8 protein-coding genes and 1 other RNA gene are annotated in these 12,035 nt (G+C 39.9%); all 9 read left to right on the forward strand.

The features are described from left to right. The first annotated feature begins 200 nt into the window (after positions 1–200). The 9 genes from hydG to ssrS all read left to right on the forward strand — a co-directional run bounded on the left by hydG (position 201) and on the right by ssrS (position 11,970). A complete protein-coding gene (gene hydG, locus FNLLGLLA_RS03565) occupies positions 201–1,619 on the forward strand; it encodes a [FeFe] hydrogenase H-cluster radical SAM maturase HydG (protein ID WP_077708570.1) in 1,419 nt (472 codons plus the stop codon). Between the two features lie 194 nt (positions 1,620–1,813). Continuing rightward, entirely contained in the window at positions 1,814–3,796 is a 1,983-nt protein-coding gene (gene recJ / locus FNLLGLLA_RS03570; protein ID WP_156697633.1) for a single-stranded-DNA-specific exonuclease RecJ, read from the forward strand. 11 nt (positions 3,797–3,807) lie between these two features. Next, a complete protein-coding gene (locus FNLLGLLA_RS03575) occupies positions 3,808–6,048 on the forward strand; it encodes a RelA/SpoT family protein (protein ID WP_156697632.1) in 2,241 nt (746 codons plus the stop codon). Then, positions 6,048–6,683, forward strand: coding sequence for an MBL fold metallo-hydrolase (locus FNLLGLLA_RS03580; RefSeq protein WP_120055413.1), 636 nt, complete (start codon positions 6,048–6,050; stop codon positions 6,681–6,683). Before FNLLGLLA_RS03575 ends, FNLLGLLA_RS03580 begins: the two co-directional genes overlap by 1 nt. 41 nt (positions 6,684–6,724) lie before the next feature. Then, a complete protein-coding gene (locus FNLLGLLA_RS03585; RefSeq protein ID WP_004696420.1) occupies positions 6,725–7,213 on the forward strand; it encodes a Fur family transcriptional regulator in 489 nt (162 codons plus the stop codon). Beyond that, positions 7,206–8,633: a coproporphyrinogen dehydrogenase HemZ gene (hemZ, locus tag FNLLGLLA_RS03590; RefSeq protein ID WP_120055411.1), complete on the forward strand. Its 1,428-nt coding sequence runs from the start codon at positions 7,206–7,208 to the stop codon at positions 8,631–8,633. The genes FNLLGLLA_RS03585 and hemZ overlap by 8 nt, the downstream gene beginning before the upstream one ends. Further along, positions 8,633–9,904, forward strand: coding sequence for a histidine--tRNA ligase (gene hisS / locus FNLLGLLA_RS03595; RefSeq protein WP_156697631.1), 1,272 nt, complete (start codon positions 8,633–8,635; stop codon positions 9,902–9,904). Before hemZ ends, hisS begins: the two co-directional genes overlap by 1 nt. Positions 9,905–9,912: 8 nt before the next feature. Further along, positions 9,913–11,718 carry an aspartate--tRNA ligase gene (aspS, locus tag FNLLGLLA_RS03600; protein WP_012864577.1) on the forward strand — a complete coding sequence of 602 codons (1,806 nt, stop codon included), beginning with the start codon at positions 9,913–9,915 and terminating at the stop codon, positions 11,716–11,718. A gap of 80 nt (positions 11,719–11,798) precedes the next feature. After that, positions 11,799–11,970, forward strand: a non-coding RNA gene (ssrS, locus tag FNLLGLLA_RS03605) — 6S RNA. Positions 11,971–12,035 lie beyond the last annotated feature (65 nt).

A 12,035-nucleotide genomic window follows, 5' to 3' on the forward strand; every position in this document is an offset into this window, starting at 1 on the left:
TAGAAACTCCCATGATATAAAGGTTGCTTCCTCTTATGAGGTGGCAACCTTTTTGCATGTATCAAATTCCTGTGCTTTTTAGTAGGAATAGTGGTATACTATGTACAGTATCAGTGAAATACCAGAAGACTGGTTGTCATATACTTTCATAAACCTAAAGAGGGGTGGCATTGCCACTAGAAAGATTTGAGGTAAGTACTATGTATGATGTAAAATCTCCAAAGGCGGAGGAATTTATTTCCCATCAGGAAATCCTTGACACACTTGCCTATGCAGAGGAAAACAAGGAAAATAGGGAGTTGTTAGATGCTATTTTAGCGAAAGCTGCTACATTTAAGGGATTAAACCACCGAGAAGCAGCAGTTCTCTTAGAATGTCCGTTACCTGAATATAAGGAAAAGCTTTTTGCTTTAGCAAAGGAAATCAAGAAGGCTATCTACGGCGATCGTATTGTTCTATTTGCACCGTTATACTTGTCTAACTATTGTATCAATGGATGTGTGTATTGTCCGTACCACTCCAAAAACCGCGATATTAAACGTAAAAAATTAACGCAAGACCAAATCAGAGAAGAGGTTATTGCGTTAGAAGCGATGGGCCATAAGCGTATTGTAATTGAGTCTGGTGAAGATCCTCTTAATAATCCACTGGAATATATTTTGGAATCCATCAAGACGATTTACAGTATCAAAAATAAAAATGGTGAAATCCGCCGTGTAAACGTAAATATTGCAGCTTGTTCCGTTGAGGACTACAAAAAATTACATGAAGCTGGTATTGGCACGTATACATTATTCCAAGAAACATATAATAAAGAAAACTATGAAGCTTTACATCCTACAGGCCCTAAGAGCGACTACGCCTACCATACAGAGGCGATGGACCGCGCTATGCAAGGTGGTATTGATGATGTAGGCATCGGAGTTCTTTATGGTTTGGAACATTATAAATACGATTTCGTTGGTTTGTTGATGCACGCAGAACATTTAGAGGCTGTGTATGGGGTAGGTCCACATACTATTTCTGTACCTCGTATTTGTCCAGCGGATGATATCGATGTAGATGATTTCAGTAATGCTGTACCTGATGATGTATTTGAAAAAATTGTTGCTCTTATCCGCGTCTCCACACCGTATACAGGTATGATTATGTCCACTCGTGAAAGTCAATCCATGCGTGAACGTGGCTTGGCATTAGGTATCTCCCAAATTAGTGGTGGATCTCGTACTAGTGTAGGTGGTTACAAAGAAGAAGAAAAGCCAGAAGATAATACGGCACAATTCGATCGTAGTGATACGCGTACATTAGATGAAATCGTTAACTGGTTGCTAGACCTTGGGTATGTTCCAAGCTTCTGTACTGCTTGTTATCGTGCAGGTAGAACTGGGGATCGATTCATGGCTCTTGCAAAATCCGGTCAAATTCACAACTGTTGTCAACCAAATGCGTTGATGACATTGAACGAATATATCATGGATTACGGCAATGATGAAACTAAGGCTCATGGTTCTAAGGTTATTGAACAACAGTTAGAAAATATCAAAAATGATTTAGTTAAAGATAAAGCTAAAGCTTATATTGCACAGATGAAAGACGGCGAACGGGACTTCCGGTTCTAAGGAATTCACTGATATGGAGCCTCCTATTGATAATAGGAGGCTCTTTCTTGTTGAGAAAATAGCAAGCTTTAAATGAGAATAAAATATATAAAATAGTTTATTTTATTTGCATTTTAAGGTATAATAAATAAAAATGATAATGATAATACGTTGAATTCAAGAATAATATTGATTATAAACTACTGAGGGATATGATGATTAAGAAAAAACGTTGGCGCCTTTGTAAAGGTGATCAAGAGAAAGAGAATATCTTAATCCGTGAACTTGGTGTAAACCCTATTGTGGCTAAATTAATGGTGAATCGTCACATTGATGTAGACGAAGGTCGTCAGTTTTTACAAGGTACTTTGTCAGATTTGTTAGATCCATTTACATTAAAAGATATGGATGTGGCTGTTTCACTAGTTCTGGAAACAATTGAAAGTCACAAACCAATCGTCATTTATGGTGATTATGATGTAGATGGTATTACTGCAACATCAGTACTTTATCGATTTTTAAAGAAATTAGGTGCCGATGTTACCTATTACATACCAGAACGTCAAAGTGAAGGGTATGGCCTCAATTTAGAGGCTTTAGAGCACCTTATTGAACGGGGAACGGCTTTAGTCATTACTGTAGACTGCGGCATTAGTTCTTACGATATTGTAGAGGCTGTACGAGACCGCATCGATATGATTATTACGGATCACCATACGGCTCCTGATATGATTCCACGAGCCAAGGCCGTTATAAATCATAAGCAAAAGGACTGTCCATATAAGGATAAAAACTTATCTGGAGTAGGTGTTGCTTTTAAGTTATGCCAAGCCTTGTGGCTTACAAAGCACGGAGAATGGTACTTAGATGATTTAGATATCGTTGCACTTGGCACTGTGGCAGATGTAGTGCCTTTGGTCGGTGAGAACCGTATCATTGTAAAATCAGGCCTTGAGAAGATGAATAGGGAACCTAACTTGGGGATTAAAAAGCTTATTGATGTAGCTGGGCTTCATGAACGAACTATTACATCTGGACATATTGGTTTTACCTTAGCACCTCGTCTTAATGCAGCGGGTCGCGTAACGCATGCAACGCGTGCAGTTGAATTACTTGTGACCGATGACGAGGATATAGTAGAGGCAATTGCGGAGGAACTAAATGAAACGAACCGTGAACGACAAGAGTTAGAACGAAATATTCATGAGTTGGCTCGTGTTGATGTAGCTAATCAAGGACATAAAGCTGATTATGTAACTATTGTGGCCGGCGAAGAGTGGCATCCAGGAGTCATTGGTATTGTTGCTTCTCGTCTAGTAGAGGAGTTTTACAAGCCAACCTTAGTCATCAGTATTCATGATGGCGTTGGTAAAGGCTCGTGCCGTAGTATAGATGGCTTTAACATATATGATGCATTAAAATCTTGTGAGGATATCTTGCTACAGTTTGGCGGGCATGCTGCGGCAGCAGGCTTTAGCATCGATGCAAATCGTATTGATGAGTTACGAGAACGGTTAACCAAGTATTGCAAAGCAGTTATTACAGATGAGGAATATATTCCTGTGGTTGCTATTGATGCGGAACTACCTGTTGATGATATCGATGTCGATATCATTGACCGCGTATCAGACCTTGAACCTTATGGAATGGCCAATAGCACGCCAGTCTTTGCTATTATGGAAGCTACCGTGCAAGATATTATGCTCATGGGCCAATTAAAAAATCATTGTAAGATAATATTTGAAACTTCGAATGGTACATTAGATGCTATAGCTTGGAATCGTCCAGACTTATTTAAATTTATCTTTGTGGGAACTGTGGTAAAAGTGGCATTTTCTTTGCAAAAGAATGAATGGCAAGGCATGGTTTCTCCGCAACTCATGATTCAAGCTATTGAACCATTGACTGAAGAGCCGATTAAGCTTTCTACAGAAGGGCTTAGACAACTGTATGTCATAATAAAACAGTCCATGCGAGGTCGTAGTCAATCGGTTTATAATGTAGAACAAGATATATTGCGCCGTAAGCCGGCAGATCAGAATAATCGCAGTGCTCTAACATCTATTGATGTATTTAAAGAATTGGGCATTGTTGAAGAATATACAAGTGATGATGGTCAATTAATGCTTAGATGGAACGCCATTGAAGGAAAATTAGATCTTGTCACATCCGTAACATTCCTTACTTATAGTGTATAGGAGGTGACATCATGACAACTGTAAATGAAGAAGGCAAAGCTTTGGTAGAACAAAGTACATTTGATAAAAGTAAAGCCTTAGCTGAGTTTATGGAGTATATCCATACGTATTTAACAGATGATGAGTGTGACCAAGTATTGAAAGCTTTTGAGCTTGCTGATAAGGCTCATGAAGGTCAGTTTAGAGCTTCCGGTGAACCGTATATCATGCATCCTCTAGCTGTAGCTGATATTTTGGCACATTTACAAATCGACCATATTACACTCATGGCAGCTCTAATGCATGATGTGGTTGAAGATACATCTTACTCGAAGGAAGACCTAGAGGAGATGTTTGGCTCTGAAGTAGCATTCCTCGTTGATGGGGTAACAAAATTAAACCAATTCCAGTATGAAACCAAAGAAGATCGCCAAATGGAAAACTATCGAAAGATGATTTTAGCTATGGCGAAGGACGTACGTGTCGTAGTTATTAAATTGGGTGATCGCTTACATAATATGCGCACCTTAAAGCATATGCGTAGTGACAAACAAAAGCGTATTGCTAAGGAAACCCTAGAAATCTTTGCACCTTTGGCACATCGTCTTGGTATCTTCAATGTGAAATGGGAGTTGGAAGATTTATCCTTCCGTTATTTAGAGCCGGAAAAATACTATGATCTAGTCGATCAAATGAAACAAAAACGCCAAGTCCGGGAAGACATCGTTAATGATACGATGAGGCAACTTACAAAGGCCTTAAGTGAAGCCCATATCAAGGCGGATATCAAAGGTCGTCCAAAACACTTCTACAGTATTTATAAGAAGATGAAAAAGGATAATCGTGATTTATCCCAAATTTATGATTTGCTTGCCGTTCGTGTGATCGTTGATAGCATCCCTGATTGTTATGCAGTACTTGGCATTGCACATAGCTTGTGGAAGCCATTGCCTTATCGCTTCAAAGATTATATTTCCATGCCGAAGTCTAATATGTATCAATCCTTGCATACAACCGTTATCGGCACGATGGGGCAACCGGTAGAGATTCAAATCCGTACTTGGGAAATGCACCGTGTATCTGAATATGGTGTGGCCGCTCACTGGCGATATAAAGAAGGAAATAAAAACGGCGATAAAGAATTTGATCAAAAGGTTGCATGGCTGCGCCAGGTTCTTGAATGGCAAGATACTAGTAATCCAACGGAACTCGTTAATGCTTTGAAATTAGACGTTTTCTCTGGTGAGGTATTTGTATTTACGCCAAAGGGTGACGTTGTTAAGTTGCCAATAGGCTCTGTACCTCTTGATTTTGCCTATCGAGTTCATACCGATGTAGGTCATCATTGTGTAGGTGCTAAGGTAAACGGTAAAATTGTACCGCTGGATTACACCTTGCAAAATGGTGATATTGTTGATATCATCACATCCAAAACAGGTCGTCCTAGCCTTGATTGGTTGAATATCGTAGGTTCTTCTGAAAGTAAGAGCAAAATTCGCAATTGGTTCAAGCGTGAAAATAAAGCTGAAAATATTGAAAAAGGCTTAGAAGCTCTTGAAAAAGAAGCAAAACGATTGAATCATAATTGGAAAGAATTATGTGCAGACAACCGTTTACAACATGTAACGAAACAACTTAAAGCCGGTACAGAAGAGGAAATGTTTGCAGCCTGTGGCTATGGCGGTATTCCTGTAAGCACGGTTCTCTTGCGTTTAATTGAACTTTATAAAAAGTCTAAAGAGGTAGAGGAATCTAAGCGCAGTACAGAGCAAATTATTGAGAAGTTAAAATCTCAAGGACAAAAGAAAACTAAAAATGGCACTGGTGTTCTCGTAAAAGGTGAAGCTAGTGTGATGGTGCGTATGGCAAAATGCTGTAATCCTGTACCTGGTGATGATATTATAGGTTACATAACCCGTGGTCGTGGCGTTTCTATTCACCGTTGTGATTGCCCTAGCATGGGCCATTCACCTGAAGATTTAGAGCGGATGATAGAAGTCTCTTGGGACGGTTCTTCTGGCGAATCTTTCCACGTAGGCATTGATATTCAAGCTTATGATCGAGCTGGCATTCTCATGGAGGTTATGGCGGTGCTTTCAGAATTGAAAATCACCATTACTAACATCAATGCTAAGGTTCAAGAAGATACAAAAAATGTAAGCATCAATTTGGTGGTTGATATTCGGGATATTTCGCAACTAGATTTCGTAATGACTAAATTGCGTCGTATTCGTGAAGTGTATACTGTTCAACGTAGTAAAGGAGGGGCTTAATGAGCGAACAACAATTAGTGCTTATGCGCATGCCTTTAGGTCCACTAGGAACAAATTGCTATGTTATCGGTGATAAAGCGATAGGTGAAGCTTTCATTATCGATCCTGCAACAGCTGAAGTACTAGATGCGCTAAAAAAACATGACTTAAAGCCGAAGGCGATTGTACTGACACATGGTCATGGAGATCATATTGGTGGCATTCAAGAGATTGTAAACATCTATCATGTGCCTGTATATATTCATAAAGGCGATGTACCGTATTTATCTGATCCTGAACTTAATCTTAGTGCTTATAGCAATCCAACGCCAATTAAGGTAAAAGCGGAAATTATCGAGGTTAAACAAGGTGATCACATTACATGTGGTGATATCGATCTTGAGGTGCTTGAAACACCAGGTCATACGCCAGGAGGGGTGTGTTATTATATGGAAGGTCTTGTATTTGTAGGGGATACTCTATTCAGAGATTCCGTAGGCCGTACAGATTTTCCAAATGGTTCTTATGAGACCCTGATATCATCTATTAAGACTCAGCTTTATACATTGCCTGATAATACAATGGTTTATCCTGGTCATGGACCGGAAACAAATATAGGGTATGAAAAACAATACAACCCATTCGTTGGTCAGTAGGTTTAAACGAATTATTTTTTACAGTCGAGGGGAAATTTATTATGAACACAACATTAGAAAAATTAAAAGAACGCATTAAAGACAAAAAGTACAAATTGACAACTCAACGTCAAACAATTTTGCAAGCATTCATCGATGCTGATGAAAATCACTTGAGTGCTGAAGATGTATATGTTCTTGTAAAAGAGGTGGCACCTGATATCGGGTTGGCAACAATTTACAGAACTCTTGATCTCTTCACAGAACTTGATTTGTTAAAACGTCTTGATTTTGGTGATGGCCGTAATCGCTATGAATTAAATGACGAAGAATTCGCTCATTTCCATCATCATTTGATTTGCGTAAAATGTGGTAAAGTATCTGAGTTTGAAGACGACATGCTTGAAACATTGGAGTCTATTATCGCTAAGAAATTAAACTTCCGTACCATTGATCATCAATTGAAAGTATATGGTTACTGTAGCGATTGCCAAAATCATATGACTGAAGCAGAATTAGAAAAGCTTGAGCGTATGTCCCATCATGGTTAATGGTTATCTATATACGGGGCCATTACCACTTGGCTCCGTAGTAGCTCATAACTGTGGCGCGGCAGGACTCTTTTCTGATAAGGTACATCCAGAGGTTATCCTTGAAGCGCATGAAATGGAAGGGATGTACACATTAACTGTTACTATTGGTGATTCGGTTCAGATTTTTGAAGGACCTGTTTCCTCTATGGGGCGTCGTCAAATTGGACAAGCCTTGTTGCGCTATTTGCGTGAATATCAAGGCTTACCTGCTGAGGCTCCGTGGGGAACCATGGTAGGTGTGCGCCCTACAAAGCTACTACATAAATATATAGATACATATGGCTCTGTCCACGCAGCAACTCGTCACATTCGGGACGAGTTTTCTGTGTCTATAGAAAAGCTTGCTACTTTGGGGGCCATTGGCGAGTATCAACGTCCATTTCTATCTGATACAGATGATAAAAAGGTAAGCCTCTATTGTGGTATTCCTTTCTGTGACACGCGTTGCGTATATTGCTCATTTCCATATGGTCTCTATCAGGATTATGCTGGTAAAAGTCAATTTCTAAGGGCTTTAACCCGTGATATAGAAGATATGAAAGCTATTATCCAATCTTATAATCTAACCGTAGATACCCTCTATATGGGCGGTGGTACTCCGACAGTGCTAAAGGATGAAGACTTTCACCAGGTTCTAAAACAGTTGTCTCTACTCGTACCAGAAGGTCATGAATTTACTGTAGAGGCAGGACGACCTGATTCTGTTAATCCTACAAAGCTACGTTCCATGCTTGCGCTAGGTGTGAATCGTATTAGCATTAACCCGCAAACAATGCAAGATGATATTTTGCGTCGTATTGGACGCGGCCATAGTGTACGGGATATTGATGAACTTTTACAATATGTAAAAAACAATACATCATTAGCCGTAAATATGGATTTTATTGCAGGCTTGCCTAATCAAACGATGTTAAACATGATAGAGAATATGGATTATGTATGTCAAAATCTGCCGGAAAATGTTACAATTCATACGTTAGCATTAAAACGTGGTAGCCCGTTGTACGATTTACATATGGAAGATGATATTCCTGAAGAACATCTTGTGGCGGAAATGGTACAATATGGTAAAGAGCGTCTTGAAGCGGCTGGTTATGTGCCATATTATTTATATCGCCAACAATATATGAGAGGGCAGTTAGAGAATATTGGCTATACCTTGCCTGGCAAAGCGTGTGAATATAATATCCAGATTATGGAAGAACGGCAGAGTATTCTATCTATGGGGCCTGGCAGTTCATCCAAGTGGATGCGCGCCCCTGAATATCGTCAACTTAAACAGCATATGCCAAAAGACGTAGATGTTTATCACGAAACGATAGATGCACTTTTAGAGAAACGACATAGAATTTGTGAAAGATTTTGGGAGGTTGTGTAATGGCTATAAGAAAACCAAGAGGTACACAAGACTTTTTGCCAGAACAGATGATACATTGGCATTATATTGAACAACGTATGCGCGAAATTTGTAAAGTATATGGGTTCAATGAAATTCGCACACCTGCCTTTGAAGAAACTAAATTATTCTTACGCGGTATCGGTGAGACTACAGATGTAGTACAAAAAGAGATGTACACCTTTACCACTGGTGATGACGGTGGTTCTAGCTTTACCTTACGCCCTGAAAATACGGCGTCTGCTGTGCGCGCATACTTAGAAAATAAAGTATATGGTAAAGAAGGTCTCACAAAATGGTATTACATGGGCCCTATGTTCCGTCATGATAAACCGCAAGCGGGTCGTTATCGTCAATTCCACCAGTTTGGTGCAGAGGTACTAGGTTCGCAATCTCCAGTGGTAGATAGTGAAGTTATCTGTATGGTTGTACAGTTATTAAAAGACTTTGGCCTTAAAGACCTCAATGTAGAAGTAAACTCCGTAGGTTGCCCAACATGTCGTCCTGTATACCGAGAAAAATTAATCGCTTTCTTTGAACCTAAAAAGGAACAATTATGTAGCGATTGCCAAGAGCGTTTGTACAAAAATCCTTTGCGTATCTTGGACTGCAAAAATGAAACATGCAAATCCTTGTCCGTAGGTGCTCCTGAAATTCACGAACATTTATGTGAAGAGTGTCATGATCATTTTGAAGAATTGAAAACCTATTTAACTGCAGCTAATGTGCAATATACTTTAAATCCTCGTCTCGTACGTGGCCTTGATTACTATACAAAGACAGCCTTTGAGGTACAATATACTCCTTTAGGTGCTCAAAGTGCCGTAGCCGGTGGTGGTCGTTACGATGGTCTCGTAGAAGAGCTCGATGGACCGCATACCCCAGCTATCGGTTTTGCTATGGGCATGGAGCGCTTATTATTAGCTCTTGAAAAACAAAACCTATTGCCTGAACCAACTGTAGAACCATCTGCATTCGTAGTAGCTCTTGGTGATGCGGCTAAGGTAGAGGCTTTCAAAATTTGCCAAAAACTTCGCAGTCTTGATATTCCTGTTGAAATGGACGGGCAGGGCAAAAGTATGAAGGCACAATTAAAATACGCTAACAAAATTAATGCGAAATATGTTATTATATTGGGTGATGATGAATTGGTTCGTAAAGAAGCCATAATTCGATTCATGGATACTAGTGAACAAGAGACTGTATCTCTTGATACAGTGGCTGAACGTATAACTTCTTTGGTGAAAGGATGACAATTAGAATGGAAACAATGCAAGGCTTACACCGTACGCACGGTTGTGGCACCATCTCTGAACAAGAGGTAGGTAAAGAGGTCGTATTATGTGGTTGGGTTGAACGCCGTCGTGACCATGGTGGTTTGATATTCTTAGATTTACGCGATCGTTCTGGCGTAGTACAAGTAGTGGCATCCCCAGATCACAACGTAGAATCGTTCCACAAAGCAGAGGATGTTCGTAATGAATATGTGCTTTGCGTGCGTGGAACTATTACAAAACGTGATGATTCTGCTATTAATCCTAACCTTCCTACAGGTGCATACGAAATGTTCTGTGAAGAGTTGCGCGTATTGAACTCCGCTAAAACTCCTCCTTTCTATATTCAAGATGATATCGATGTAGATGAAAATATTCGTTTGAAATATCGTTACCTTGACTTGCGTCGTCCTGAAATGCAACGTAACTTGATTTTACGTCACAAGGTAACAAAAGCAATGCGCGACTTTTTTGATAGCCGCGATTTCTTGGAAATTGAAACTCCAATGCTTACTAAATCTACGCCAGAGGGCGCTCGTGACTATCTAGTGCCGTCCCGTGTAAATGCTGGTACATTCTATGCGTTGCCACAATCTCCACAAATTTTCAAACAAATCTTGATGGTTGCTGGTTACGAAAAATATTTCCAAATCGTTCGTTGCTTCCGCGATGAAGATTTGCGTGCAGACCGTCAACCTGAGTTCACTCAGCTTGACTTAGAAATGTCCTTCGTTGATGAAGAAGATATTTATGCATTGCTTGAAGAGATGATTGCTCATGTATTTAAAACTGCATTAGGTAAAGAAATTTCTTTGCCTATGCCTCGTATTACATGGGACGAAGCAATGGATAAATACGGCTCTGATAAGCCGGATCTTCGTTTTGATATGGCGTTTACTGATGTAACTGATCTTGTAAAAGATACAGAATTCAAAGTCTTCCGCTCTGTTATCGACAATGGTGGCGTAGTTAAAGGTATCGTTGTGCCTGGTGACGCTGGCATTCCTCGCCGTGAACTTGATGATCTTGTTGAGTATGTAAACCGTTACGGCGCTAAAGGCCTTGCGTGGGCTTGCTTCAATGAAGATGGTTCTATTAAGTCTCAAATCATGAAGTTCTTAGGTGAAGATACAATCCGCAATATTGGTGAAAAAATGGGCGCTAAAGGTGGCGACCTTGTATTGATGATTGCTGATAAACCTGCAACTGTGGCACGTGCATTAGGCGAGTTACGCCTTGAAATGGCACGCCGTATGAACATGATTGACCAAGATAAATTGGCATTCACATGGGTAACTGATTTCCCTATGTTCGAATATAACGAAGACGAAAAACGTTATGTTGCAATGCATCATCCGTTCACAATGCCACGCCATGCGGATCTTGATAAATTAGAATCCGATCCTGGCAGTGTAAAAGCGATTGCTTACGACATGGTATTGAATGGCGTAGAAATCGGTGGCGGTTCCTTGCGTATCTACCAAGCTGACGTACAAGAAAAAGTATTCAAAGCAATTGGTTTGTCTATTGAAGAAGCAAGATCTAAATTCGGCTTCATGCTTGATGCATTCCAATACGGTGCACCTCCTCATGCAGGCTGTGCATTTGGCCTTGATCGTCTTGTTATGTTGATGGCAAAACGTCAATCTATCCGCGACGTAATCGCATTCCCTAAAACTCAATCTGCTTCTGATATCATGAGCCAAGCTCCATCTGAAGTAGAACCTAAGCAATTAAAAGAGTTGCATATTAAACCAGATGTAGAAGAAGAACAAGAGCAATCTTTAGTGTAAAAACATAGGCAAGAATTGATTAAATTTGAAATGTCAAGACTTGTTAATTGCTAATCTTTCTGATACTATTTATGTATAAGATATCCCTGCCATGTGCGTGTGATATCGCAGTTTTGAGCCAACACATTTACTTTGGGAGTCTGAACTCTCGTCTGAACGTTACGCCCTTACGGGACAACTGCAGGATGAGGAGGACACCCACCTGCCCTTGCAGGATCAAAACGCGGTACATTACGGCATGGTGGGGCTTTTTTGCGTGTAAAAATAGACTGAAATATCATATACTATAAATATATCTTTGGTAAGAATTTAAACTT

It is taken from the genome of Veillonella parvula (assembly GCF_902810435.1).
In the GTDB taxonomy this organism is placed as follows: domain Bacteria; phylum Bacillota; class Negativicutes; order Veillonellales; family Veillonellaceae; genus Veillonella.

Bases quoted from the DNA above. Each gene is read 5' to 3' on its own strand.
- hydG (WP_077708570.1), top strand. From the start codon at position 201: ATGTATGATGTAAAATCTCCAAAGGCGGAGGAATTTATTTCCCATCAG.
- recJ (WP_156697633.1), top strand. From the start codon at position 1,814: ATGATTAAGAAAAAACGTTGGCGCCTTTGTAAAGGTGATCAAGAGAAA.
- FNLLGLLA_RS03575 (WP_156697632.1), top strand. From the start codon at position 3,808: ATGACAACTGTAAATGAAGAAGGCAAAGCTTTGGTAGAACAAAGTACA.
- FNLLGLLA_RS03580 (WP_120055413.1), top strand. From the start codon at position 6,048: ATGAGCGAACAACAATTAGTGCTTATGCGCATGCCTTTAGGTCCACTA.
- FNLLGLLA_RS03585 (WP_004696420.1), top strand. From the start codon at position 6,725: ATGAACACAACATTAGAAAAATTAAAAGAACGCATTAAAGACAAAAAG.
- hemZ (WP_120055411.1), top strand. From the start codon at position 7,206: ATGGTTAATGGTTATCTATATACGGGGCCATTACCACTTGGCTCCGTA.
- hisS (WP_156697631.1), top strand. From the start codon at position 8,633: ATGGCTATAAGAAAACCAAGAGGTACACAAGACTTTTTGCCAGAACAG.
- aspS (WP_012864577.1), top strand. From the start codon at position 9,913: ATGGAAACAATGCAAGGCTTACACCGTACGCACGGTTGTGGCACCATC.